This window comes from Streptomyces sp. BB1-1-1 (assembly GCF_031597775.1).
Classification (GTDB): Bacteria; Actinomycetota; Actinomycetes; order Streptomycetales; family Streptomycetaceae; genus Streptomyces; species Streptomyces thinghirensis.
The window spans coordinates 6,169,125-6,190,449 of sequence record NZ_CP134203.1 but is presented as its reverse complement, the minus strand read 5'-3'; the positions used below and the strand labels follow the sequence as shown (position 1 = coordinate 6,190,449).

The window sequence follows — 21,325 nt, the reverse complement described above, 5'->3', positions numbered from 1 at the left end:
GTCAGGGGCCGGTCAGCGACCGCCCCATCAGCACGTCGTCGACGTACTCGCCGTCGAGGTGGAACTCCTCCGGCTGCACGCCCTCCACGACGAAGCCCTCGGACTCGTAGAGCTTGCGGGCCGCAGTGTTGTGGCCGAGGACCCGCAGGGTGATGCGCCGGGCGCCCAGGCGGCGGGCCTCCGCCACGGCGGCCCGGACGAGCGCGCGGCCGGCGCCGTTGCCGCGGGCCGCGTCGGAGACGGCGAGGCCGCGGATCTGGCGCACGTGGGAGTTGGCGGCCAGGGGCGTGGGGAAGCCGAGTCGGACGTAGCCGACGACGGCGCCGCCGAGTTCGGCGACCAGGTGGTCGGCGGGGCCCGAGCGCTCGCTGAAGAAGGCCTGGTCCGGTTCCGGCGGAGGCGAGACGGCGTGCTGGTAGGACCAGGTTTCGAGGTCGAGCAGGCGCAGCGGCTGCTCGTCCTCGGACCTGGCCCGGCGTATGTGCGGAGCTGGCATGACGGTCACTGTACGACGCCGGACCGGAGAGCGGTCCGGGGTTTTTCCCGGGTCACGCGGCAGGATGGGCGCATGGACGATGGACGCAAGGACAGGGGACGTTCCCGCGTCGCGGTGGCCGGTGCGTCCGGCCTCATCGGCAGCGCACTGGTGCGGTCCCTGACCGCGGACGGGCACGACGTGGTGCGCCTGGTGCGCCACGTGCCCCGGAACGCGGACGAGGTCCGGTGGGATCCCGAGGACGGACGCGTGGACGCGGCCGGGCTCGACGGGTGCGACGCCTTGGTCAATCTGGCCGGGGCCGGGGTGGGCGACCGCCGCTGGACCGACGCGTACAAGACGCGCATCCGCAGCAGCCGGGTGCACGGCACGACGGCGCTCGCGGAGGCCGTCGCCTCGCTGGAGCGGCCTCCGCGGGTCTTCGTGAACGGCAGCGCGATCGGCTTCTACGGGGAGACCGGCGACCGTGCCGTCGACGAGAGCGCGCCCGCGGGCGAGGGTTTCCTGCCGTCCCTGTGCGTGGAGTGGGAGGCCGCGGCGGCCCCGGCCCGGGAGGCGGGCGTACGGACGGTGTTCGTGCGGACCGGGCTGGTCGTCGCCCGCGGGGGCGGGGCCTGGGGGCGGCTCTTCCCGCTCTTCCGGGCGGGGCTCGGCGGGCGGCTGGGCGACGGGTCCCAGTACTGGTCCTTCGTGGCACTGCACGACGAAGTGGCGGCGATCCGGCACCTGCTGGATCGCGACGACCTGTCCGGCCCCTTCAACCTGACCGCCCCGCACCCGCTGACGAACCGTGAGATCACCGCGGCCATGGGGCGCGTACTGCGCCGCCCGGCCCCCTTCGCGGTGCCCGCCCCGGTCCTGCGCGCGGCGCTCGGCGAAATGGCCGGTGACGTCCTGGGCAGCGCCCGGGTCCTGCCGGCCCGCCTGCTGGACTCGGGTTTCCGCTTCGCGTTCCCGGAGATCGACGGGGCGATCCGGGCGGCGCTGTGAGGTGAGGGCGGTCCCCGCCGCTTCCCGACCGTGTGCCGATCACGTGACGACCGCATGAGGCCATGCCGCGCCCGTATGCGACCGCCGTGCGACCGTGCTCTGTCTCCGCGCGACTCCCCTTGACCGTTTCCGGCCCTAACCTCGACTCGAACTCGGGTATCCCTCAAGCCGGTTGGGGGCATGACGTCTCCAGCGGCCGCGCAACCTCGAGGAGGGGCACGTGCTTGAGCCCGCGTACCAGGCGGACGTCGTCGTCGTGGGGGCCGGGATCGCCGGACTCGCCGCGGCGCATCGGCTGACCAGCGCAGGAGTGACGACCACGGTCCTGGAGGCCGCCCATGGCGTGGGCGGCCGGATGGCCACCGAGAAGGTCGACGGCTTCCGGCTCGACAGAATCGGACAACTGCTGTCCACGGCGTATCCCGAACTGCGCCGCACCCCCGGGCTCGACGGCCTCGCGCTGCTGCCCTTCGCCCCCGGGGTGCTGCTGCACAGCGAGGGCCGTCACCACCGCGCGGGCGCCCCGGCGGGCGCACGGGGCGCAAGGGGCGCACTCCATGCGGTGCGCGCCCTCGCGAGCGCCCCTCGGTCCGTTCCCGCGCCCCGGCGCCCAACCAACGCGCCCCGAGCGTCCGGGAGTCCCGCGATCGTGCCCCGCCCCCGGGCGGGCGCCCCGCTCGGCACCGCCGTCGACCAGGCCCGGCTCGGCGCCGCGCTGACCCGCCTGGCGAGCACCCCGGTCGAACGGCTGCTGGCCCGCCCGGAGCTGCCCGCCGCCCAGGCGCTCGCGGTGCGCGGGCTGCCGGCCCGCACGATCGACGGCTTCCTGCGCCCGCTGCTCGCCGCCCTGCTGTGCGACCCGGACCTCACGACTTCCAGCCGGTGCGCCGACCTCGCGCTGCGCGCCTTCGCCGGCGGGCGGCTCGGGCTGCCCGAGGGCGGCGCCGAGGCGCTGCCGGAGCTGCTGACGCGGGCGCTGCCGCCCGGCACCGTGCACACCGGCGTCCGGGTCACGTCGGTCGCCACCAACGCCGTGGCCACCGCGGAGCACGGCGTCATCCGCTGCCGGGCCGTGCTGGTGGCGACCGACGCCCGCGCCGCGGCCGAGCTGCTGCCGGGGCTGCGCGTCCCGGACTTCCATCCGGTGACGGTCGTGCACCACACGACCGACGAACCGCCGACGACCGGCGCCTGGCTGCTGCTGGACGCGGACCGCGGCGGCCCGGTCGCCCACACGGCCGTGGTCAGCCACGTGGACCCGTCCCGCGCGCCGGCCGGACGCGCCCTCGTCTCCTCCACGGTGCTCGGCCCTCCCCCGTCCGACGTCGACACGGCCGTACGCATCCACCTGTCCCGCCTCTACGGCATCCCGACCACGCGCTGGGAGACCCTCGCCGTGCACCACACGCCCGAGGCGGTGCCCGCGATGCGCGCACCGCACGACCTGCGCCGGCCGGTACGGCTGCTGGCCGGCCTGTACGTGTGCGGCGACCACCGCGACACCAGCACCGTCCAGGGCGCGCTGCACTCGGGCCACCGGGCGTCCGCGGCGATCCTGACGGACCTGGGGGCGGGCCGGCCGATGCACAGCGCCGACCCCCTGCCGACGGCCCGAGCCGCCTAGCCGACGCGCGCCCCGGCTACCCCAGTGCCGCCACCTTGTCCCGGTACCCCCGTACCGGCGCGGCGTCCCGGTACGGCTCCAGGCGCCGTTCGAAGTCGCGTACGTACTCCGTCGCGCGCACCGACCGCATCTCGGCCGCCTGCCCGGCCGCCTCGGCGGCCAGCTGGCAGGCCTGGTCGAGTTCGCCGAGGCCGAGGCGGGCGGTGGCGAGGACGATCCGGCAGAACAGCCGGCTACGGGCGTAGACGGGGGCGCGCAGTTGCAGCGAGCGTTCCGCGTGCTGGGCGGCGGCGCGGAACTGCTGCAGATCGCGGTGGCAGTGCCCGAACTCGTCGGCGAGCTGCGCCTCGTCGAAGAAGCGCGCCCAGTGCGGCACCTCGTCGCCGGGCCGGGCGGTCTCCAGCGCGCGCTCGGCCCTGACCAGCGAGGCGGTGCAGGCCCGCACCTCGCCGAGCAGGCCGTGCGCCCGCGCCTCGGCGGCGTGCAGGAGCGTCTGCACGACCGGCGGCGCGGAGGTCCCCACCCCCTGCTGTGCCACCCGCGCGAGCTGCACGGCCTCCCGCCCGTGGCCCAGGTAGACGGCCTGGCGGCTCATGGTGACCAGCACGTACGAGCCGTACGCCCGGTCGCCGGCCGCCTGCGACAGCCGCAGCGCCTGCACGAAGTAGCGCTGGGCGAGACCGTGCGCGGCGATGTCGTACGAGGTCCAGCCCGCGAGCCGGGTCAGGTCGGCGGCGGCGGCGAACAGCCGGCGGCCGGTCTGCTCGCCGTAGGTGCCGCGCAGCATCGGCTCCAGTTCGTGCTCCAGGTAGCGCACCAGGGCCTGGCGGGCGTGTCCGCCGCCGTACCGGTCGTCCAGGCTGCGGAACAGCTCGCCGACCGAGCGCAGCGCGGCGAGGTCGCCGCCGGTGACCTTCTGGCCGGGCCCGCGCTCGGCCGGGGCCCGCCGGCGGGAGGGGTCGAGCGGGACGGCGATCCGGGGGGTGGTCGCCGGGCGGCCCTGCGCGGGGATGCGTACGGGCACCTCGACGCGGGCCACCTTCTCGTCGGCGCGGCCGATCAGCCAGTCCCGGCTGGGCACGACGAGGCCCGCCGGGGTGAAGGCGATCTTGCGCAGTTCGGCGTGGCTGCCGGAGTCCTTGCGCCACAGCCCGCCGACGATGTCGACGGCCTCGTCCGGGGAGGCGGCGAACTCAAGCCCCGCGTAGACGGGGGCGCAGGCGTCCAGGCCGAGGTCCTGGGCGGTCAGGCGGCGGCCCAGACGCCGGGTGAAGACCTCGGCGATCAGGGCCGGGGTGGTGCCGCGGGGCTGCTGGCCGCGCAGCCACCGGGTGACGGACGTCTTGTCGTATCTCAGGTCCAGGCCGTGTTCGAGTCCGAGCTGGTCGACGCGACGCGCGAGACCCGCGTTGGAGAACCCCGCTTCGGCGATGAGCGCGGCGAGCTGGCGGTTGGGGGTGCGCTGCGCGGGTCGTTCCGTCATGGTGCGGTGCGGTCTCCTGCCTTCCGGGCCGTTCGATGTGCCCGGAGCGCCTGTGAGCAGCCCTTATGGCCTCGTGAACGGCGTGAATGTAGCGGAGAGTGAGCACCCGATCGCACACTTCGACCGGCATTCATCCGATCGTGTGAGGATTGCCCGCCCGGCTGACGACGGCCGGACGGTCGTACAGTGGCGTGGGCACGGTTCGTGCCTTACGACCTTCCAGGGAGGCACTTGCCGTGAGTGAGCTGCGGTTCGTCCGAATGGGGTTCGGTGCCGAACGCGTCGAGTACCAGGAGGCGTGGGACGAGCAGCGCCGGGTGCACGCCGCGCGGTTCGCCGACGAGGTCCCCGACACGGTGCTGCTCCTCGAACACCCGCCGGTCTACACCGCCGGCCGGCGCACCGAGGACAGCGAGCGCCCGCTGGACGGCACGCCGGTCGTCGACGTGGACCGCGGCGGCAAGATCACCTGGCACGGTCCGGGCCAGCTGGTGGGCTACCCGATCCAGAAGCTCCCGCGCCCGGTGGACGTGGTGGCGCACGTGCGGCGGCTGGAGGAGGCCCTGATCCGCACCTGCGCGGAGTTCGGCCTGGAGACCACCCGGGTCGAGGGCCGCAGCGGGGTGTGGGTGCTGGGCGACCCGCTCGATCGGCGCCCGGCGCTCGGCGGGCTGTCCCTGGACTTCGACCCCCGGCTGACCGACGAGGAGTTCGACCCGCGGATGAACGGGCCCGAGTACGCCCCGTCCAACGCCGGCCAGCGCCGCGAGGACCGCAAGATCGCCGCGATCGGCATCCGGGTCGCCAAGGGCGTCACCATGCACGGCTTCGCCCTGAACGTGAACCCCGACAACAAGTGGTTCGACCGGATCATCCCCTGCGGCATCCGCGACGCGGGCGTCGCCTCGCTCGCGAACGAGCTGGGCCGCGACGTGACCATCGAGGAGGTCCTGCCGGTGGCCGAGCGCCACCTGCGCGACGTCCTGGAGAACGCGGAACTGAAGCCGCGGGTGATCGAGAAGACCCCGGCAGCGTGAACTCCGGGCATATTTCCAGCCCGTCCGGCGTTTGAGGACGAGGCCGTTCAGGCCGACAACGGGGGCCTGGGGGCGGCAGCCCCCAGCGAGGCCAGCACCAACGCCGACCAACAAATCAACGGGCGTACCCTGGGGCACGCCGAAGAATCAAACGCTAGGGAGCCGGTCGTGTCCGCAGTCGCACCCGACGGACGCAAGATGCTGCGCCTGGAGGTCCGCAACAGCCAGACCCCCATCGAGCGCAAGCCCGAGTGGATCAAGACCCGGGCGAAAATGGGCCCCGAGTACACCAAGATGCAGAACCTCGTGAAGAGCGAGGGCCTGCACACCGTCTGCCAGGAAGCCGGCTGCCCCAACATCTACGAGTGCTGGGAGGACCGCGAGGCGACCTTCCTCATCGGCGGCGACCAGTGCACCCGGCGCTGCGACTTCTGCCAGATCGACACCGGCAAGCCCGAGGCGCTCGACCGCGACGAGCCGCGCCGGGTCGGCGAGTCCGTGGTCACCATGGACCTGAACTACGCGACCATCACCGGCGTCGCCCGTGACGACCTGCCGGACGGCGGTGCCTGGCTGTACGCCGAGACGGTGCGCCAGATCCACCAGCAGACGGCCGAGCGCGCGGACGGCCGCACCAAGGTCGAGCTGCTGGCCCCCGACTTCAACGCGGTGCCGGAGCTCCTCCAGGAGGTCTTCGCCTCCCGCCCCGAGGTCTTCGCGCACAACGTCGAGACGGTTCCCCGCATCTTCAAGCGCATCCGCCCCGGCTTCCGCTACGAGCGCTCCCTGAAGGTCATCACCGAGGCCCGCGACTACGGTCTGGTCACCAAGTCCAACCTGATCCTCGGCATGGGTGAGACCCGTGAGGAGATCAGCGAGGCGCTGAAGCAGCTGCACGAGGCCGGCTGCGAGCTGATCACCATCACGCAGTACCTGCGCCCGTCGGTGCGCCACCACCCCGTGGAGCGCTGGGTCAAGCCGCAGGAGTTCGTGGAGCTGCAGCAGGAGGCCGAGCAGATCGGCTTCTCCGGTGTGATGTCGGGCCCGCTGGTGCGGTCGTCGTACCGGGCCGGACGGCTCTACCGGATGGCGATGGAGCAGCGTAACTCCACCACCGTGTGAATTCACGCACAAGTCACTACTCGCCAGTAATGGCCGATACGTCGCGGTCCCGACCGTCCTCGCAGATGAGGACACCGGTCGGGGCCGCGACGCCGTTCCGGCCCCCGGCATCGCGGCTTCATGTCCGTTTGACCGGGGGGTCACGCCCTGGTAACACCAATCAGTGACCCTGAAATCACAGCACGTACACCCGTCTCCGTGCCCGGAGCCGTACCGAGGGGGGACCTCCACGATGCAGGCCGCGCCCGTTCGCGCCACCGCCGTTCGCGCCACCGCCATCCCGTCCTTCACCACCGCCCTGCGGGCCGTCGAGTCGCTGCTGATGAGCAGTGGTCAGCGCACCGCCCGGCGCAACGCCTGGACCTCCGTCCTGGAGGACCGCCGTCGCGCCAAGGACCGGATCGAGACGGAGCGCGTGCTGCGGCAGTCCGTCGCCGGCCGCCCCTGATCCCGATCCCGCCGCCGTCCCGTCTCCCCGCGCCGGGCACTGCCGTCGTCGGCGCTTTCGGGGGCACGTAGACTTCGTGCCATGGCGAGGAAGGAACCTGCAGCGGACGCTGCGAATCCCGGGCGACTGAAGCAGATCGCTCTGACCTACAAGATGACCCGCAAGGCCGACAAGAAGATCGGTCTTGTACTCGCGGGTGTCGGCATCGTCGTTTTCGGTGTCCTCCTCGCGATCGGTTTCTTGATCGGTCACCCCATCTACGCAGGCATCCTGGGCGTGCTGCTCGCCTTCCTCGCGACGGCGATCGTCTTCGGACGCCGGGCCGAGCGGGCGGCCTTCGGCCAGATGGAGGGACAGCCCGGCGCCGCGGCGGCCGTGCTGGACAACATCGGCCGGGGCTGGACGACCACCCCCGCGGTGGCGATGAACCGGAACCAGGACGTGGTGCACCGCGCGGTCGGCAAGGCCGGCATCGTGCTGGTCGCGGAGGGCAACCCGAACCGGGTGAAGTCCCTGCTCGCCGCCGAGAAGCGGAAGATGAACCGCATCGTCGCCGACGTGCCCGTGCACGACCTGGTCGTGGGCACCGGCGAGGGCCAGGTCGAGCTGAAGAAGCTCCGCACGACCATGCTCAAGCTCCCCCGCGTCCTGAGCGGCCCGCAGGTCACGGTGACCAACGACCGGCTGCGCGCCCTGGGCGACCTGATGAGCAACATGCCGCTGCCCAAGGGCCCGATGCCGAAGGGCATGCGCATGCCCCGGGGCGGCAACCCCAGGCAGCGTTGACCCCGTAGGACTTCGAGACGCCGTTACGGCGATGGGGCGCCCGGATCACTCCGGGCGCCCCATCGCCGTAACGTACGCGTCGCATCAAACCGTACGCGTCGCGTCAGATCCGTACGCGTCGCGTCAGATCCGTACTTCCACGGTGCGCGCCAGCCGGTCGTGCAGGCCCCGGCCGTCGCGGTCCCAGATCAGCGCCGGGAGGGCCACGCACAGCAGGGCCGAGCGCAGCAGGCCGCGCAGGGGGCTCGGGCGGCCCGTGCCCAGGTCCAGCACGCGCAGGCCGAAGAGGCGCTTGCCCGGGGTGAAGCCGACCGTGCCGACGGTCAGCACGCTCAGCACGAAGAAGATCAGCAGGGCCCAGTTGCCGGTCGCCTGGTCGTAGCCGTCCGTGATCAGGCCGTATGCGATCAGGAGGCACAGGGCCCAGTCGACGGCCAGGGCGCCGATCCGCCTGCCCGGACGGGCGATCGAGCCCGGTCCGTCCTCGGGCAGACCGAGCTGCTCACCCCGGTATCCGAGATCGGCGCCGGCCTCTTCGATGGCCGCGCGCGGCCCGGAAAGCCACGATCCGATTGCTTGCCTGTTGTCCACCCGTCCACGGTACTGCGCCCGTATATGACCGCCGGACGGAGGGTGGGCGCGGAGGCCGCGGAGCGGCGTACGGCGGGGTGTGGCGGGCCCGGATGAGGCCTACGCTGGAACGGAGCCGGTTAACTTCTGCGAAACAAATGGGTCACGCCCGAGAAATCACCCGTCCCTAGGGTCGAGGAAGCGTGTGCCACCCGCACTGGCCGCACGAACGATCTACCACCCCGGCGGGACGGTCGGGAGTAGGAGGAGCTGGATGTTCCAGAACGCCGACGAGGCCAAGAAGTACATCGCCGACGAGGACGTCAAGTTCGTCGACGTCCGGTTCTGCGACCTGCCGGGCGTCATGCAGCACTTCACGTTGCCCGCCGCCGCGTTCGACCCCGATGACGAGCAGGCCTTCGACGGATCCTCGATCCGCGGCTTCCAGGCCATCCACGAGTCGGACATGTCCCTGCGCCCCGACCTGTCCACCGCGCGTGTCGACCCGTTCCGCCGGGACAAGACCCTCAACATCAACTTCTTCATCCACGACCCGATCACGGGCGAGCAGTACTCCCGCGACCCGCGGAACGTGGCGAAGAAGGCCGAGGCGTACCTGGCCTCCACGGGCATCGCCGACACGGCGTTCTTCGGCCCGGAGGCGGAGTTCTACGTCTTCGACTCGGTGCGTTTCGCCACCAGGGAGAACGAGTCCTTCTACCACATCGACTCCGAGGCCGGCGCCTGGAACACCGGTGCGCTGGAGGACAACCGCGGTTACAAGGTCCGCTACAAGGGCGGCTACTTCCCGGTCCCGCCGGTCGACCACTTCGCCGACCTGCGCGCCGAGATCTCCCTGGAGCTGGAGCGGTCCGGCCTCCAGGTCGAGCGCCAGCACCACGAGGTGGGCACCGCTGGCCAGGCGGAGATCAACTACAAGTTCAACACGCTGCTCGCCGCGGCCGACGACCTCCAGCTCTTCAAGTACATCGTGAAGAACGTGGCGTGGAAGAACGGCAAGACGGCGACCTTCATGCCGAAGCCGATCTTCGGTGACAACGGCTCGGGCATGCACGTCCACCAGTCGCTGTGGACGGGCGGCGAGCCGCTCTTCTACGACGAGCAGGGCTACGCCGGCCTGTCCGACACCGCCCGCTACTACATCGGCGGCATCCTCAAGCACGCCCCGTCGCTGCTGGCCTTCACCAACCCGACGGTGAACTCCTACCACCGCCTGGTGCCGGGCTTCGAGGCGCCGGTGAACCTGGTGTACTCGCAGCGCAACCGCTCGGCCGCGATGCGTATCCCGATCACGGGCTCGAACCCGAAGGCCAAGCGCGTCGAGTTCCGCGCCCCGGACGCCTCCGGCAACCCGTACCTGGCCTTCTCGGCCCTGCTGCTCGCGGGCCTGGACGGCATCAAGAACAAGATCGAGCCGGCCGAGCCGATCGACAAGGACCTCTACGAGCTGGCTCCCGAGGAGCACGCGAACGTGGCGCAGGTCCCGACCTCCCTCGGCGCGGTCCTGGACCGCCTGGAGGCCGACCACGAGTTCCTCCTCCAGGGCGACGTCTTCACGCCGGACCTGATCGAGACGTGGATCGACTTCAAGCGCGCGAACGAGATCGCGCCGCTGCAGCTGCGTCCGCACCCGCACGAGTTCGAGATGTACTTTGACGTGTGATCGACGCCCGGGCCGGCTCAGGCCGGACCGGGTCGTCCGGCGCCCCTGTCTCCTGCTCGTCAGCAGGGGCGGGGGCGCCGTCGTTGTCCGGCGGCTCGCCGGCCCGCAGGCCCGCAGGCTCATTGGCTCGTTGGCCGAAAAGCTTCACAGGGAGGAACGGGCCCAGGATCATGTTTACTGACACGGTTGTTCGAGTCAGGGGACGGGGAGAGGGACCGGACATGTCCGAGCGGGACGACGAAGAGCGCGAGTTCGACATCAAGTGGGCGGACGGTGCCGAGCACAAGGAACCCTCCGCACGCGCCAGGATGCTCGCCGCGCGCTGGAAGGAGAACCCGCCCGGACCGGTGCCCTTCCGCGCCGACCCCGAGCACGTGGGCCGCTCCGGACGCCGGTCGTCGTGGGTGTCCACCGCCGTGGTGCTGGGTTGCGTGGCCGCGCTGATCGTCCTGATCGGGTACGCCAACTTCCGGACGTCCTACTAGGTCGCCCACCGGGCACTGTCAGCCCGTCCGGCGCTCGAGGACGAGGCCGTTCAGGCCGAAGCGGGGGGCCTGGGGGCGGCAGCCCCCAGGACGGCGACCAGACGCAGGGCACCGCGAAACGAACGGCACCCTGCGCCCCGCTCACCGCGAGTACCGCATCAGCGCCCGCACCATGTGGCACGTCGTGTCCGACGGCGGGTGGACGCCGATCGTCTCGGCAGCGCTCCGTATCCTCTCGTTGCGCGCCTGGTTCGGCAGGTAGACGCCGGAGTCGAGCAGGGCGATGGCGAGCCGCATCGCCTTGAGCCGGCGGTTGTGCGAGACGTACCACTCGCGGGGACGGCCCGCCGGCAGCGGACGCTTCTCCACGGGTTCGTAGGGCAGGTCGAGCAGGACGGGCCGCTTGGCGGTGGACTGGGTGGGCAACGGCTTCGGCTTCAGTGCGGCAGCGGGCACGAGCATCCTCCTGTCGCGGTCAGGGCGCCGTCCGGACCTCCCGGCGACACCCTCGAACACTGCTTCTATTTTACCGCCCACCACTGACAAAAGGCCCTGGCCACAAGGGCTTTCGGGGCCACTGTGGCGCACGGGGTGAACGGGTTTTCGCGCCCTCGGGCTACGGTGTCGGCATGGAGATCTGGATCAACCCGGCCTGTTCGAAGTGCCGCAGCGCGGTCAGCCTGCTCGACGCCGAGGGTGCCGACTACACCGTCCGCCGCTACCTGGAGGACGTGCCGAGCGAGGACGAGATCCGCGAGGTGCTCACCCGTCTCGGCCTGGAGCCGTGGGACATCACCCGCACCCAGGAGGCCGCGGCCAAGGAACTGGGTCTGAAGGACTGGCCCCGTGACGAGGCGTCACGCGATCGCTGGGTCACCGCGCTCGCCGAGCACCCGAAGCTGATCCAGCGTCCGATCATCACGGCGGACGACGGAACGGCCGTCGTGGGCCGCACCGATGAGGCGATTCGGGACGCTCTGTCCCGTTAGGCAACGCCTTGTCGGGCGCCGGGACTCAGGGCTGTCCGCGCTGTTACCCTGCGCCGCCATGACCCACGATGATCAAGGACCGCAGCACGGAGCGTACGGGCAGCACGGATCGTACGGACCGTACCCGCAGCACACTCAGCACGGGCAGCACACGCAGCCCGCTCAATACGGGCCGCACGGCCCCGCGACGGCTGCGGCCTCCTGGACGGCCGAGCAGCACCGAATACGCAGACGCCGCCGCACCCGGTTCGCGGTTCTCGCGGCGACCGGCGGCGTCCTCGTCGTGGCCATCGCCGCCGGCACCCTGATGTACACCGGCGGCAGCGGCGACGACGACCGGGCCGCGCCACCCGCCACGGCGACCGCCACGGCCGCCGCCGACCCCTCCGTCACCGCCGCCCCGCCCTCCGGCGCGCCCTCCGCCCTGCCCTCGCTGCTGGCCCGCCCGGTGGTGCGCCCGGAGCAGGCCTTCCCGGAGACGAACGTGCGGCTGTCCGACGGCTCCCGGTACAAGCGCGTCGACCTGGTCACCACCACCGAGTGCGCGCAGGGCATGTCGCCGCAGCTCGCCGCCCTGGTCGACCAGGGCGAGGGCTGCCTGCGGCTCACCGCGGCCCTGTTCACGGACGCCGAGCGGCGCTCGCAGGTGAGCGTGACCGTGGCGAGCTTCGTGCGCGCGGAGGATGCCGGGACGGTGTTCGCGATGGCCTCCATGGACCCGGTGACGTACCAGACGGTCTCGCTCGACCCGCCGCCCGAGGCGGGGCTGCCGACGGTGCCGCCCGGGTCGGCCGGCGTCTTCAGGCGGCTGATGACCGTACGGTCGGTGGTGTTCGCGAACGGCCAGTGGGGCGACGGGTCGGAGGCCGGGGAGGCCGCGCTCACCCGGCAGACGGAGGGCCTGCTCCGGTACGTGAACGACCACGTGGTGGCGTACGAACAGGGCGGTGTGTGACGCAGGTTACCCGTGCGCATCGACGCGACCGCTGAGTAACTCCGTTCGGTATCTCGTACATAGCGGCGTACGCTCCCCTACCTCTTCAGGAGGCGCGCATGTCGCGCAGGAGAACTCTCGGCACGAAGAAGAAGATCGCGCTGCTGGTCAGCGCGGCGGCGGTGGCCGGCGGTGGGGCGTTCGTGGCGGCGAACGCCTCGAACGCCTCGCAGACCACCCAGAACGCGCAGACGAAGGCCGCCCAGGACTCCTCCGTCTGCCAGGGCCTGGCCACCGCGCTCGGCAACAACCAGCGGTTCATCGACGGCCAGCGGGCCGATCCCGACGCCCAGTCGGAGGCCCGGATCGCCAACCGCGAGGCGGTCATCGCGGAGATAGGGCGCAAGCAGGCGGCGTCCGGGTGCGCGGTTGGGGAGTCGGCTCAGGACTCCCAGGCCCCGCAGCCGCCGCAGGACGGCCAGGAGGCTGGTCAGGACGCCGGGCAGGAGGAGACGGGCCAGGACGCCGGCCAGCAGGCCGGGGACCAGGCCGGAGGTGCCGCACAGGCCGGTGAGCAGGTCTGCGACGGCTCCACCGTCACCGTCTCCGGCGAGGGCGGCGCCCCTGCCGCGTCCAGCAACGAGTTCCCGGTGGGCACCAAGCTCAAGGTGACCAACCTCGACAACGACAAGTCCACGACGGTGGAGGTCGATTCCGTCTCGGGAAGCTGCGTACTGCTCAACAACGCGGCGTTCGAACAGGTCCGGGAGCAGGGCAAGTTCCTGATCCGGCGGGCGCTGATCGAGAAGGTGGGCTGAGGCTCAGCCACCCGACGGAGCGAGGAAACCGCCGAGGCGGCGGCCCAGTCCGGGCGGGGCACACTGCGGCAGCGCGTGGTGGGACACGTCCGGCAGGACGGCCACCTCCACGCGCGGCAGCAGCGCCCGCGCCCGGGCCGCCACCTCGGACGGGTCATGGGTCCTGCTGTTCCCGGCCAGGAGCAGCAGGACCGGCAGATCCAGTCCGCGCAGCGCGTCCGGCGCCGGACGCGGTCCGGTCACCGGCCCGCGGCCGGGGAAGCCGACGGCGGCCTCCTGGAGGGCCGCCCAGTCGGGGTCGAGGGGAGTCGCACCGGTCTCCCACTCCAGGAAGGCGCGGACCCGGCGGGGCGTGGGCCGCAGCAGCATCGGCAGTGCGCGCAGCAGGTAGGCCGCCTTGAACCCGGCGAAGCACTGGGTCGGGTCCAGGAGGAACAGGCGGCGTACCCGCTCGGGTGCGTGCAGGGCGTGGTGCAGGGCGATCCAGGCGCCGTAGGAGTGCCCGCCGAGGTCCGTCTCGTCGATGCCGAGGCCGTCCAGGAGCGCGTCCAGCCAGCCGGCGAGGTCGGCGACCGTACGGGGGTGGCGGTCGCCGGCCGGCGTGCTGCGCCCGGGGGCGCCGATCAGGTCGACCGCGTGGAGGCGGTGGGTGCGGGACAGTTCACCGGCCTGGGCGTACCAGGAGGCCGAGGTGGCCGCACCGCCACCGGGGAGGAGGACGAGCGGCGGGCCGTCGGCCGGGCCGGTCACGTGGACGTGCGTCACGCCGAAGGGCGTGGGGACGGTCACCGGCTCGGGCCGCGTCGGCCACCTGGCCATGACCTTGTCGTACGCGGCATGGAAACGGTCGGCGTCGTACGTGTCGCGAGCGCTCATGAGCGGGCCCCCTGCTTCTCGGTCTTCCCTCACGCCCAGTATTCTCTCGCTCAGCGAGATATTTGTTGAGCGAGATGATAGCCGGAGGCGACGCCCCATGTCCGAGCAGGGACCGGAGATGGAGATCGTCCATCTGCTGCGCGCGGTCGCCGTCGAACTGGGCGCGCACAGCGCGCGGTTCGCGCAGCGCAACGGCATGCACCCCACCGACGTCCGCGCGCTGATCGCGCTCATGGACGCGTCGCGGGCGGGTGAGGGGATGACCGCCGGGCGGCTGGGCGCCGCTCTCGGCCTGAACTCGGCGGGGACCACGGCCCTGGTCGACCGGCTGGAACGGGCCGGCCATGTGCGGCGGGTGCGCGACGAGCGGGACCGGCGCAGGGTCACCGTCGAGGTGGACGAGCGGGCGGTCACCCTCGGTCGGTCCCACTTCGGGCCGCTGATCGGTCAGGTGGTGGAGCTGCTGCGGAGTTACGACGAGCGGGAGTTGGCGGCAATCGGCTCCTTCCTGACCGGCGTGCGGGAGGCGGCGGCCGGGGACGGGCGGGAGTCGTGACGGGATCACTGAGAGACGCGCCACACCGGCACCAGGTAACACGGGGTTCACATACGGGCAACGGACGGGAAATCGCCTGTTGGCACGCTGCTCCGCAGTAGACGCGACGCCCCGCTTGCCCCGGCGCCGCAGCACCCGCAGTGCGCCCAGACCCACCCCCGAAGGATGTGTCCCCGTGACCTTCAAGGCCGAGTACATCTGGATCGACGGCACCGAGCCGACGGCCAAGCTCCGTTCCAAGACGAAGATCATCACGGACGCCCCCGCGGGCCTGGACGCCCTGCCGATCTGGGGCTTCGACGGCTCCTCCACCAACCAGGCCGAGGGCAGCTCCTCGGACTGCGTGCTCAAGCCGGTCTTCTCCTGCCCCGACCCGATCCGCGGCGGCGACGACATCCTGGTGCTGTGCGAGGTCCTCGACACGGACATGACCCCGCACCCGACCAACACCCGCGCCGCGCTGGCCGAACTCTCCGAGCGCTTCGCCGCGCAGGAGCCGATCTTCGGCATCGAGCAGGAGTACACCTTCTTCAAGGGCGCCCGCCCGCTCGGCTTCCCCGAGGGCGGCTTCCCGGCCGCGCAGGGCGGCTACTACTGCGGTGTCGGCTCGGACGAGATCTTCGGCCGTGACGTCGTCGAGGCGCACCTGGAGAACTGCCTGAAGGCGGGCCTGGGCATCTCCGGCATCAACGCCGAGGTCATGCCGGGCCAGTGGGAGTTCCAGGTCGGCCCGCTGGCGCCGCTGGAGGTCTCCGACCAGCTGTGGGTGGCCCGTTGGCTGCTCTACCGCACGGCCGAGGACTTCGAGGTCTCCGCCACCCTCGACCCCAAGCCGGTCAAGGGCGACTGGAACGGCGCGGGCGCGCACACCAACTTCTCCACCAAGGCGATGCGCGAGGGCTACGACGCGATCATCACCGCCGCCGAGTCGCTCGGTGAGGGCTCCAAGCCGATGGACCACGTCAAGAACTACGGCGCCGGCATCGACGACCGCCTCACCGGCCTGCACGAGACCGCCCCGTGGAACGAGTACTCCTACGGCGTCTCCGACCGCGGTGCCTCGGTCCGCATCCCGTGGCAGGTCGAGAAGGACGGCAAGGGCTACATCGAGGACCGCCGTCCGAACGCCAACGTCGACCCGTACGTGGTGACCCGCCTGCTGGTGGACACCTGCTGCACGGCCCTGGAGAAGGCCGGCCAGGTCTGATCCGGCCCCGCCCCGCTCCGCCCGCAGGGGCGTCCACCGCGACGGTGGGCGCCCCTTCGCGCTGCCCGCGAACCGCGCGGTGACCGCGTTGTCAGTGGTGCGTGGCACCGTGGGGGCATGGAGATCGACGGGGACCTCGCCATCAAGGCCGAGACGGAGAACGGGCAGACGCACGCGCGGATTCCGGCGGCCCGGCTGCGCGATCTGGTGGCACGGATCGGCGGCACCCGAGACCGGTTCCTGATCGTCCAGCGGATACCGGACATCCCCGACGTGTTCGCACAGGTGTGGCACGAGGAGGGCGGGGACTACCGGCTGGAGCACCGAGCCGCCGGGCACCTCTTCTTCGGGACGGATCTCGACGACCCCGGCCGGGTGGCGGATCTCCTGACCGACTGGGCGCGCGAGCGGCCCGGCTGGGACACCGGCGTCGACTGGGAGCCGATCGACCTCGGGCCGCAGGAAGAGGTCCCGGAACTGCCGGACGACGTCCGGGAGAAGGTCGAGCAGTGCGTGCGGGAGCGCCTGCGCTGCGGTTACGACAGCCGGCGGGTGCTGGCCGAGATCGCCGAGGACCACCTGGTCGGCGGTGAGCACGGAGAGCGGCCGGTGTCGAAGGACCAGGCATGGCGGCTGGTGGACCGGCTGTGGCTGGAGCGGCTGGCGGAGCAGGAGGCGTGGGGCGCCGTGACCACCGACCCCGACCGGCTCACCCGGGTCTTCGAGACCCTGGACGCCGCCGGCATCACCGCCCGGGAGAACTTCACCTGCTGCCGCGGCTGCGGCACGACGGAGATAGGCGCCGAGCGCGAGGGGGCGCGGGGCTTCGTCTTCTTCCACCAGCAGAGCACGGAGGCTGCGGCCGAAGGGTACGGACTCGCCCTGCACTACGGCGGTTTCGACGGCTCCGAGGACACGACCACCAAGGTCGGCCACGAGGTCGTGGCGGCCTTCACGGCAGCCGGGCTGTCCACGGAGTGGAACGGCGATCCGGGCAAGGCCATCACCGTCACGCCACTGGACTGGCGCAAACGCCTGGTGGGATGACCGGACCGACCTCGGCTCCGTGCCGCGGTGGCGTCCACGCAGTGAGAGGGGGCTCCCGGTCGCGGACCGGTGTCTGCTTCAATGGGCCCATGGCCAGCCTCCGGAAGAACGCAGTGACGGGTCGCCATGACCTCGAGCCCTTCTGGCCTTCCCGTCAGCACGACGACTTCGACCGGGTGTGTTGCCGCGCGACGACCGCGCCGGCCCGCTAGAAAGCCGTACACCCAGGCCTTCGGCCGGCGCGCACGACGTACGTCTCCGCGACGCGCCCGATCACGAACTCGCGCCCGTCGCCCCTCCCGACGAACCCTCGCGCGAAAGAGCTGACGTCTCATGGCGACTCCCCGTTCCCTGTCCACCGTCACCCTCGACTCCCCCGCCCCGGCCACCGCCCTCGCCGGCCCCGGCGCTCCCCGGCACCGGTTGCGTGCCGTCGACCGGGACGAGGTGGTGAACGTCGCGGACCTCCTGCCGCCGGGCGCCACCTGGCTGCCCGCTCCCCCGCACACGCTGCCCGCGCTGCCGGGCCGGCCGCCGATGGTCGGCTACCTGGTGCTCGTCCCGGCCGACCAGCAGCCGCCGTTCCCGCCGGCGGGCGGATCCGCCCCGGCACCGAAGGACACCGGGGACGGTTCCGGGGGCCACGGCGGCGACGGCCAGGAGGGCGACCCGCTCGTACGCATCGACACCGCGCGGCGCACCGCCGCCGTGGACGGACGTGAACTCGACCTGACCTACCTGGAGTTCGAGCTGCTCGCGCATCTCGTCGCGCATCCGCACCGGGTGCACACCCGCGACCGGCTGGTCACCACGGTGTGGGGGTACGGACACGTGGGCGACGGCCGCACCGTCGACGTGCACGTCGCCCGGCTGCGCCGGAAGCTCGGCGCCGAACACCGGCGGACGATCCAGACCGTGCGGCGCGTCGGCTACAAGTACACGCCGCCCAGCGGACGCTGAGCCATCGCTGCCTCTGCTGTCGGCAGACAGGCGTTCCCTCCGGTCGCCGCGCCGGGCACAGTGAACGGCATGAGGCTACTGGTGCTGGGCGGTACGGAGTTCGTGGGGCGGGCCGTGGTGGAGGCGGCGCTCGGGCGCGGCTGGGAGGTGACCGTCTTCCACCGAGGACGGCACGCGGCACCGCCCGGAGCGCGGTCGCTGCACGGCGACCGCACCGCGTCCGACGGGCTCGCCGCCCTGGCCGACGGCACGTGGGACGCCGTCGTCGACACCTGGTCGGCGGCGCCGGGCGCGGTGCGGGACGCGGCGCGGCTGCTGCGGGGCCGCGTCGGCCGGTACGTGTACGTGTCGAGCTGCTCGGTGTACGCCTGGGCCCCGCCCGCCGGATACACCGAGGACGCCCCGCTCGTCGACGGCGCCTCGGCGGACGCCGGGCAGACCGACTACGCCCGGGACAAGCGGGGCGCCGAGCTGGCCGTCCTGGACGCCTTCGGCGCGGACCGTTCGGTGCTCGTCAGGGCCGGGCTGATCCTCGGCCCGTACGAGAACATCGGGCGGCTGCCGTGGTGGCTGAACCGCGTCGCGCGCGGCGGCCCCCTGCTCGCGCCGGGCCCGCGGGACCTCCCCCTCCAGTACGTCGACGTCCGCGACCTCGCCGACTGGACCCTCGGAGCGGTGGAGCAGCAGCTGAGCGGACCGTACAACCTGGTCTCGCCGCCGGGGCACACCACCATGGGCGACCTGCTCGACGCCTGCGCGACGGCCACGGGCGGAGCGGCGGAGCCGCGCTGGACCGCCCCCGAGACCATCCTGGCCGCCGGCATCGAGCCGTGGGGGCAACTGCCCGTGTGGACCCCGCCGGGCAGCGACCTGCACGACGCCCTGCACAGCGCGGACGTCTCCCGGGCGCTGGCGACGGGACTGAGCTGCCGACCGGTCGGCGCCACCGTCGCCGACACCTGGACCTGGCTGCAAGGCATCGGCGGCACGGCGCCCCGGCGCCCGGACCGGCCGCCGGTCGGGCTGGACCCCGAGACGGAGGCGAAGGTGCTCGCCGCCGACCGGAGCGGGCCCCGCGAAGGTGTACCTGACACCACCCCCTGACCGGGGGGTTCGGCCCAGTGACCCGAGCCGTAGCCTCGGCGAGACTGACGGCATGAACATCGAGACGAAGAGCGACGGCCGGCGCACCGACGGGGCGACACGGACGCGGGGCGTGGCACTGTCGGCCGTGCGGGGACTGGCACTGACACCGATCTCCCTGGTCGGCTCGGTGCTGTGCTTCTGCCTGACCCTTGTCTCCGTCGTCCTCGTCCCGATCGGGATCGGCCTCGTCACCACTCCGTGGGTGCTCACGGGCGTGCGGGCGTTCGCGGACTGGCGCCGGCTGCTCGCCGCCGAGTGGGGCGGGGTGCGGATCCAGCGGGCGTACCGGCCACTGCCCGCGAACGCCAATCCGTGGGCACGCACCTTCGGAATGCTCGGCGACCCGGCGACCTGGCGGGACTTCCTGTGGCTGCCGGTCGACATGACGGCGGGCTTCACCACCGCGCTGCTGGCCTTCGTGCTGCCGCTGTACCCGTTGGAGGGGTTCGCGATCGCGGCCGGGCTGTGGCGGGTCCTGCCGGACGGGTACTGGTACGGCTTCGTCCGGGTCACCGACCAGACCTCGGCCTTCTACGCCGCGGGCCTCGGCGCCGTGCTCCTCCTCGTCGCGCTCTGGCTCACCCCCCGCATGCTGCACGCCCACTTCCGGCTCACCGGCGCGGTCCTCGGCTCCGGCCAGGGCCAACTCGCCGAGCGGGTGCGCGTACTGACCGAGACCCGCCGTGACGCCGTGGACACCTCCGCCGCCGAACTGCGCCGCATCGAGCGCGACCTGCACGACGGGGCGCAGGCCCGGCTGGTCGCCATGGGCATGGACCTGGGCACCATCGAGGCCCTGCTGGAGAAGAACCCGGAGAAGGCCAGGGAACTGCTCGCGCAGGCCCGCCAGTCCTCCGCCGACGCCCTGACCGAACTGCGGGAACTCGTACGCGGCATCCATCCGCCGGTGCTCGCCGAACGCGGCCTGGGCGACGCCGTACGGGCCCTGGCGCTGCGGCTGCCCGTCGCCGTCGAGGTCGAGGTGGACCTGCCCGGCCGCGCGGAGGCACCCGTGGAGTCAGCCGGATACTTCGCGGTCAGCGAGATCCTCACCAACGCCGTGAAGCACTCCGGCGCCGACCGCATCTGGATCGACATGCACCACACCGAGGGCCATCTGCGCATCGCCGTCACCGACAACGGCAAGGGCGGAGCGGTGATCGGAGCGGGGTCGGGCCTGGCCGGGGTGGAGCGCCGACTCGGTACATTCGACGGCGTCCTGGCCGTCAGCTCGCCCGCCGGCGGTCCCACCATGGTCACCATGGAGATCCCTTGCGCGTTGTCCTAGCCGAAGACCTGTTCCTGCTGCGGGACGGCCTGGTCCGGCTCCTGGAGGCCCACGACTTCGAGATCGCCGCGGCCGTCGAGACCGGCCCCGAGCTGTCCCGGGCGCTGGCCGAACTGGAGCCGGACGTCGCCGTGGTCGACGTACGCCTGCCGCCCACGCTGACCGACGAGGGCCTGCAGTGCGCGCTGGAGGCCCGCCGTAAGCGGCCCGGGCTGCCGGTCCTGGTCCTGTCCCAGCACGTGGAGCAGTTGTACGCGCGTGAGCTGCTCGCCGACGGCAGTGGCGGGGTGGGGTACCTGCTCAAGGACCGGGTCTTCGACGCGGAGCAGTTCGTGGACGCCGTACGGCGGGTCGCGGCGGGCGGTACGGCGATGGACCCGCAGGTCATCCAGCAACTGCTCACCCGGCGTGCGGCGGAGGACCAACCGCTGGAACGGCTGACGCCCCGGGAGCTGGAGGTGCTGGAGCTGATGGCGCAGGGGCGGACCAACGCGGCGATCGCGGGCAAGCTCGTCGTCACGGAGCGGGCGATCGCGAAACACACGGCGAACATCTTCGCGAAGCTGAGCCTGGAGGTCTCGGACGACGACAACCGGCGTGTACTGGCGGTTCTCGCGTATCTGGACCGCGGCCGCTGACCCCGTCGCCGATCCCACCAGTCCCACAGGACCCAGCAATTTCCGAGACGACTGAACACCCCTGGGACGGCCTCCGTATGGAAGGGAGCCGCTTCACTCCTGTCGGGCGCCCTCGATGCCCCGCAAGGAAGTCAGAGGAGT

The 21,325-nt window shown here is 72.2% G+C and carries 23 protein-coding genes; 18 read left to right on the top strand and 5 right to left on the bottom strand.

Features of this window, described 5'->3' with window-relative positions:
- Position 1: 1 nt before the first annotated feature.
- Positions 2–496: a GNAT family N-acetyltransferase gene (locus tag RI578_RS28360; protein WP_310873722.1), complete on the bottom strand. Its 495-nt coding sequence runs from the start codon at positions 494–496 to the stop codon at positions 2–4.
- Between the two features lie 72 nt (positions 497–568).
- Between RI578_RS28360 and RI578_RS28355 the strand changes: the two genes are divergently transcribed.
- Together RI578_RS28355 and RI578_RS28350 are read left to right on the top strand one after the other, a co-directional pair.
- Positions 569–1,486 (top strand): TIGR01777 family oxidoreductase, encoded by a 918-nt coding sequence (locus RI578_RS28355; protein WP_310873721.1) that lies wholly within the window; start codon positions 569–571, stop codon positions 1,484–1,486.
- Between the two features lie 220 nt (positions 1,487–1,706).
- Positions 1,707–3,110 carry an NAD(P)/FAD-dependent oxidoreductase gene (locus tag RI578_RS28350; RefSeq protein ID WP_310873720.1) on the top strand — a complete coding sequence of 468 codons (1,404 nt, stop codon included), beginning with the start codon at positions 1,707–1,709 and terminating at the stop codon, positions 3,108–3,110.
- Positions 3,111–3,126: 16 nt separating this feature from the next.
- On the opposite strand, the gene RI578_RS28345 is transcribed toward RI578_RS28350, so the two are convergent.
- Entirely contained in the window at positions 3,127–4,593 is a 1,467-nt protein-coding gene (locus RI578_RS28345) for a regulator (protein ID WP_310873719.1), read from the bottom strand.
- Positions 4,594–4,829: 236 nt separating this feature from the next.
- Between RI578_RS28345 and lipB the strand changes: the two genes are divergently transcribed.
- The 4 genes from lipB to RI578_RS28325 all read left to right on the top strand — a co-directional run bounded on the left by lipB (position 4,830) and on the right by RI578_RS28325 (position 7,986).
- Positions 4,830–5,630 carry a lipoyl(octanoyl) transferase LipB gene (gene lipB / locus RI578_RS28340; protein WP_310873718.1) on the top strand — a complete coding sequence of 267 codons (801 nt, stop codon included), beginning with the start codon at positions 4,830–4,832 and terminating at the stop codon, positions 5,628–5,630.
- 168 nt (positions 5,631–5,798) lie between these two features.
- Entirely contained in the window at positions 5,799–6,752 is a 954-nt protein-coding gene (lipA, locus tag RI578_RS28335; RefSeq protein ID WP_210958830.1) for a lipoyl synthase, read from the top strand.
- A 232-nt stretch (positions 6,753–6,984) separates the two neighbouring features.
- Positions 6,985–7,200: a hypothetical protein gene (locus RI578_RS28330; RefSeq protein WP_121746633.1), complete on the top strand. Its 216-nt coding sequence runs from the start codon at positions 6,985–6,987 to the stop codon at positions 7,198–7,200.
- A gap of 81 nt (positions 7,201–7,281) precedes the next feature.
- On the top strand, positions 7,282–7,986 hold the full coding sequence (locus RI578_RS28325; RefSeq protein WP_210958828.1) for a DUF4191 domain-containing protein: 705 nt from the start codon (positions 7,282–7,284) through the stop codon (positions 7,984–7,986).
- A gap of 123 nt (positions 7,987–8,109) precedes the next feature.
- On the opposite strand, the gene RI578_RS28320 is transcribed toward RI578_RS28325, so the two are convergent.
- Entirely contained in the window at positions 8,110–8,577 is a 468-nt protein-coding gene (locus RI578_RS28320) for an RDD family protein (RefSeq protein WP_310873717.1), read from the bottom strand.
- A gap of 253 nt (positions 8,578–8,830) precedes the next feature.
- On the opposite strand from RI578_RS28320, the gene glnA reads away from it, so the two are divergent.
- Complete coding sequence (gene glnA / locus RI578_RS28315; protein WP_121746636.1) at positions 8,831–10,240, top strand: type I glutamate--ammonia ligase; 1,410 nt, start codon at positions 8,831–8,833, stop codon at positions 10,238–10,240.
- 221 nt (positions 10,241–10,461) lie between these two features.
- The gene (locus tag RI578_RS28310) at positions 10,462–10,725 is read left to right on the top strand and encodes a hypothetical protein (RefSeq protein ID WP_310873716.1); all 264 of its coding nucleotides are present in this window, start codon (positions 10,462–10,464) and stop codon (positions 10,723–10,725) included.
- A 141-nt stretch (positions 10,726–10,866) separates the two neighbouring features.
- Here the strand turns inward: RI578_RS28310 and RI578_RS28305 are convergent, their stop codons facing one another.
- Positions 10,867–11,181, bottom strand: a complete 315-nt coding sequence (locus tag RI578_RS28305) for a hypothetical protein (RefSeq protein WP_310873715.1) — start codon at positions 11,179–11,181, stop codon at positions 10,867–10,869.
- 173 nt (positions 11,182–11,354) lie between these two features.
- Here RI578_RS28305 and RI578_RS28300 point away from each other — a divergent pair, with 173 nt between their 5' ends.
- The 3 genes from RI578_RS28300 to RI578_RS28290 all read left to right on the top strand — a co-directional run bounded on the left by RI578_RS28300 (position 11,355) and on the right by RI578_RS28290 (position 13,466).
- A complete protein-coding gene (locus RI578_RS28300; protein WP_310873714.1) occupies positions 11,355–11,714 on the top strand; it encodes an arsenate reductase family protein in 360 nt (119 codons plus the stop codon).
- Positions 11,715–11,772: 58 nt separating this feature from the next.
- Entirely contained in the window at positions 11,773–12,669 is an 897-nt protein-coding gene (locus RI578_RS28295) for a hypothetical protein (RefSeq protein WP_310873713.1), read from the top strand.
- A 98-nt stretch (positions 12,670–12,767) separates the two neighbouring features.
- On the top strand, positions 12,768–13,466 hold the full coding sequence (locus RI578_RS28290) for a hypothetical protein (RefSeq protein ID WP_310873712.1): 699 nt from the start codon (positions 12,768–12,770) through the stop codon (positions 13,464–13,466).
- Positions 13,467–13,469: 3 nt separating this feature from the next.
- On the opposite strand, the gene RI578_RS28285 is transcribed toward RI578_RS28290, so the two are convergent.
- Positions 13,470–14,342, bottom strand: coding sequence for an alpha/beta hydrolase (locus tag RI578_RS28285; RefSeq protein WP_310873711.1), 873 nt, complete (start codon positions 14,340–14,342; stop codon positions 13,470–13,472).
- A gap of 97 nt (positions 14,343–14,439) precedes the next feature.
- Here RI578_RS28285 and RI578_RS28280 point away from each other — a divergent pair, with 97 nt between their 5' ends.
- The 7 genes from RI578_RS28280 (at position 14,440) to RI578_RS28250 (ending at position 21,184) form a co-directional block, all read left to right on the top strand.
- Complete coding sequence (locus tag RI578_RS28280; RefSeq protein WP_310873710.1) at positions 14,440–14,898, top strand: MarR family transcriptional regulator; 459 nt, start codon at positions 14,440–14,442, stop codon at positions 14,896–14,898.
- Positions 14,899–15,073: 175 nt separating this feature from the next.
- On the top strand, positions 15,074–16,105 hold the full coding sequence (gene glnII / locus RI578_RS28275; protein ID WP_310873709.1) for a glutamine synthetase: 1,032 nt from the start codon (positions 15,074–15,076) through the stop codon (positions 16,103–16,105).
- A gap of 117 nt (positions 16,106–16,222) precedes the next feature.
- Complete coding sequence (locus RI578_RS28270) at positions 16,223–17,152, top strand: DUF6891 domain-containing protein (RefSeq protein WP_310873708.1); 930 nt, start codon at positions 16,223–16,225, stop codon at positions 17,150–17,152.
- A gap of 333 nt (positions 17,153–17,485) precedes the next feature.
- Positions 17,486–18,112 (top strand): winged helix-turn-helix domain-containing protein, encoded by a 627-nt coding sequence (locus tag RI578_RS28265; RefSeq protein ID WP_310873707.1) that lies wholly within the window; start codon positions 17,486–17,488, stop codon positions 18,110–18,112.
- Between the two features lie 69 nt (positions 18,113–18,181).
- Complete coding sequence (locus RI578_RS28260) at positions 18,182–19,216, top strand: NAD-dependent epimerase/dehydratase family protein (protein WP_310873706.1); 1,035 nt, start codon at positions 18,182–18,184, stop codon at positions 19,214–19,216.
- A 52-nt stretch (positions 19,217–19,268) separates the two neighbouring features.
- Positions 19,269–20,546, top strand: a complete 1,278-nt coding sequence (locus RI578_RS28255; RefSeq protein WP_310873705.1) for a sensor domain-containing protein — start codon at positions 19,269–19,271, stop codon at positions 20,544–20,546.
- Positions 20,531–21,184 (top strand): response regulator transcription factor, encoded by a 654-nt coding sequence (locus RI578_RS28250; RefSeq protein WP_310873704.1) that lies wholly within the window; start codon positions 20,531–20,533, stop codon positions 21,182–21,184. The genes RI578_RS28255 and RI578_RS28250 overlap by 16 nt, the downstream gene beginning before the upstream one ends.
- The last annotated feature ends 141 nt before the right edge of the window (positions 21,185–21,325 follow it).

What these genes read in the sequence shown, in the direction of transcription:
- RI578_RS28360 (WP_310873722.1), bottom strand. Translation starts at nt 496, where the DNA reads ATGCCAGCTCCGCACATACGCCGGGCCAGGTCCGAGGACGAGCAGCCG.
- RI578_RS28355 (WP_310873721.1), top strand. Translation starts at nt 569, where the DNA reads ATGGACGATGGACGCAAGGACAGGGGACGTTCCCGCGTCGCGGTGGCC.
- RI578_RS28345 (WP_310873719.1), bottom strand. Translation starts at nt 4,593, where the DNA reads ATGACGGAACGACCCGCGCAGCGCACCCCCAACCGCCAGCTCGCCGCG.
- RI578_RS28330 (WP_121746633.1), top strand. Translation starts at nt 6,985, where the DNA reads ATGCAGGCCGCGCCCGTTCGCGCCACCGCCGTTCGCGCCACCGCCATC.
- RI578_RS28325 (WP_210958828.1), top strand. Translation starts at nt 7,282, where the DNA reads ATGGCGAGGAAGGAACCTGCAGCGGACGCTGCGAATCCCGGGCGACTG.
- glnA (WP_121746636.1), top strand. Translation starts at nt 8,831, where the DNA reads ATGTTCCAGAACGCCGACGAGGCCAAGAAGTACATCGCCGACGAGGAC.
- RI578_RS28310 (WP_310873716.1), top strand. Translation starts at nt 10,462, where the DNA reads ATGTCCGAGCGGGACGACGAAGAGCGCGAGTTCGACATCAAGTGGGCG.
- RI578_RS28300 (WP_310873714.1), top strand. Translation starts at nt 11,355, where the DNA reads ATGGAGATCTGGATCAACCCGGCCTGTTCGAAGTGCCGCAGCGCGGTC.
- RI578_RS28295 (WP_310873713.1), top strand. Translation starts at nt 11,773, where the DNA reads ATGACCCACGATGATCAAGGACCGCAGCACGGAGCGTACGGGCAGCAC.
- RI578_RS28290 (WP_310873712.1), top strand. Translation starts at nt 12,768, where the DNA reads ATGTCGCGCAGGAGAACTCTCGGCACGAAGAAGAAGATCGCGCTGCTG.
- RI578_RS28285 (WP_310873711.1), bottom strand. Translation starts at nt 14,342, where the DNA reads ATGAGCGCTCGCGACACGTACGACGCCGACCGTTTCCATGCCGCGTAC.
- RI578_RS28280 (WP_310873710.1), top strand. Translation starts at nt 14,440, where the DNA reads ATGTCCGAGCAGGGACCGGAGATGGAGATCGTCCATCTGCTGCGCGCG.
- RI578_RS28270 (WP_310873708.1), top strand. Translation starts at nt 16,223, where the DNA reads ATGGAGATCGACGGGGACCTCGCCATCAAGGCCGAGACGGAGAACGGG.
- RI578_RS28265 (WP_310873707.1), top strand. Translation starts at nt 17,486, where the DNA reads ATGGCGACTCCCCGTTCCCTGTCCACCGTCACCCTCGACTCCCCCGCC.
- RI578_RS28260 (WP_310873706.1), top strand. Translation starts at nt 18,182, where the DNA reads ATGAGGCTACTGGTGCTGGGCGGTACGGAGTTCGTGGGGCGGGCCGTG.
- RI578_RS28255 (WP_310873705.1), top strand. Translation starts at nt 19,269, where the DNA reads ATGAACATCGAGACGAAGAGCGACGGCCGGCGCACCGACGGGGCGACA.